This is a genomic window from Shewanella sp. 1180_01 (genome assembly GCF_052850535.1).
This window is the reverse complement of sequence record NZ_VXCT01000123.1, coordinates 1-1,822: the sequence shown is the minus strand read 5'-3', so window position 1 is coordinate 1,822 and position 1,822 is coordinate 1. Positions and strand designations below refer to the sequence as shown.

Annotated in this window: 2 protein-coding genes; both read right to left on the bottom strand. The window is 38.1% G+C overall.

The window, feature by feature from the left end; genetic code table 11:
- Nucleotides 1-640: 640 nt before the first annotated feature.
- The gene (locus tag FW758_RS24350) at nucleotides 641-973 is read right to left on the bottom strand and encodes a hypothetical protein (RefSeq protein WP_063884717.1); all 333 of its coding nucleotides are present in this window, start codon (nucleotides 971-973) and stop codon (nucleotides 641-643) included.
- 167 nt (nucleotides 974-1,140) lie between these two features.
- On the bottom strand, nucleotides 1,141-1,788 hold the full coding sequence (locus tag FW758_RS24345; RefSeq protein WP_446446803.1) for a hypothetical protein: 648 nt from the start codon (nucleotides 1,786-1,788) through the stop codon (nucleotides 1,141-1,143).
- Between the last annotated feature and the right edge of the window lie 34 nt (nucleotides 1,789-1,822).

The window sequence follows — 1,822 nt, the reverse complement described above, 5'->3', positions numbered from 1 at the left end:
ATCTTCGAAGTTCTCATAGTTCACCGCCGAATACGCGGCTGAGAAAATGTGAGGCTAATTGCTTGTTGAGATAAGGGAATTGATAGGGCTGATGCCTCGCATCAATGTGCATGTTTACGTTTTGTCAGCTGCTTTACCTGCAGATGTATTAGTCGTTCAGGCTTATGTCTGTGGGCGAAGTCGGCATTGATAGGGCAGATATAGGCGTGTTGTACAGCGATGGCGAGTGGAGGATACCGCACGTTTTATTAGCATTAGTTGTTGCTGGTGTGTTACGTATCGATAGGTGAATTACACCATTCTGGTTCAAAAGTTCTTCGATGCGGCCTAGATAATCCCTAGATCCTCTCAAAAAGTTGGGAGCACTCAAACCCATGCAGCAGTAAGGCTACAGACGAGTCATTGCATCAACCCTACAGGAGGATGCAATGACGTGTTTTTGTTTCTTTTGTGTTAATTATTTCCGTTCGAAAAGGTCAGTGGGAATTGCGAGATTTTTGCTGATTTACGTGGACTGCAGCTCTCAATCGTAAAATCTCTACTCGACACCATACTTCTTAGACAAATGCGAGCTAGATTTCTAGCTCTAATTCATAAGTTTCGGATTAAAATGTCTATGGATTAACGCCTCGTTATTTTGCTACTTATTACCGTAAGTACACTTATAAGCAACGCCTTGAACTTGATCAGTAACCACACCATAATTATTGGACGTCATAATTACTGCATTTGCACCTTTTGCATAAGCCGCATCTTTCAACCTAATGTGAGCCGCACGTTTTCTTCCCCAAGGAGAGTGCAGTGTGACATCGTAAGTGTCATTTACTGCATCGATCGCTTCGCAATTAGCAAACTGCTTCATCTCATCGATACTTTGATACTCTGTTACTTGGGCTGAAGTTTCGGTTGGTGACGTTGAACACCCTAATAACATTAAACTTCCAACAAAAAGCAAAGTTTTTTTAATAGACATTTTATATTCCTACAGATAAAAGTGACACATGTTAGTGGGGTCAGAATAAACTTGATGAAACTCACTTTAGGATGAAAACGAGCTAGATTACTAACTCTAATTTATGAGTTTAGGATTAAAGTTTGTATGGGGTAACGCCGCAAAAAAACAGTCAGATTAGTTTGCATTTAGTAAAATCCATACCGGGACTCCATATAGCTCATTAGCTCTCTTAACGAGGATTCTATAGTATGCATAGAACTTTCTAGGTACTGATAAGATATATCAATAACATCCGACTCTATGGAGAGTCCTACTACTTTTTCTGAAATATTTTTTAGTTTTTCGATTTTATCCTCACTAAGAAATCCTATATTTCCATTGCAGTGGGCTATATAATTCCTTACTGTATTGATTTGTCCTATATCTTGCATTGTTTTATTGGAGAACTGATATTCATAACCTAAAACGTGCTTCATATACTTATTTTGAATTGAAATTGGAGATTTCCCATTAATATCTTTCAGGGATAACTCTTTTTCTTCTTTCATCTTTGCATAATCAAGAAGCCGTGCAACTGAATTTTCGAATATCGCGTAGATGGTAACAATAAATGGAATCCTAATAATTCTTGGCATTTCATCTTCGGCAATTTGATAAACATGCTGATACTCGTGGTAATCCGAATCAGAATATTTTTTCATTTCCGCTGAAATATAGCTTGTACACACAGATTTTACGCCATTTTCTATCTGTGAAAGATAAGCTTGTAGTGCGATCAATTCGACCTTGATCTCAATGCCAGGATACCGAAAATCCATATTCAACATACCCATACCATCTTACCTCCGAAGTATAACACTTTATTAG

Bases quoted from the DNA above. Each gene is read 5' to 3' on its own strand.
- FW758_RS24350 (WP_063884717.1), bottom strand. From the start codon at position 973: ATGTCTATTAAAAAAACTTTGCTTTTTGTTGGAAGTTTAATGTTATTA.
- FW758_RS24345 (WP_446446803.1), bottom strand. From the start codon at position 1,788: ATGGGTATGTTGAATATGGATTTTCGGTATCCTGGCATTGAGATCAAG.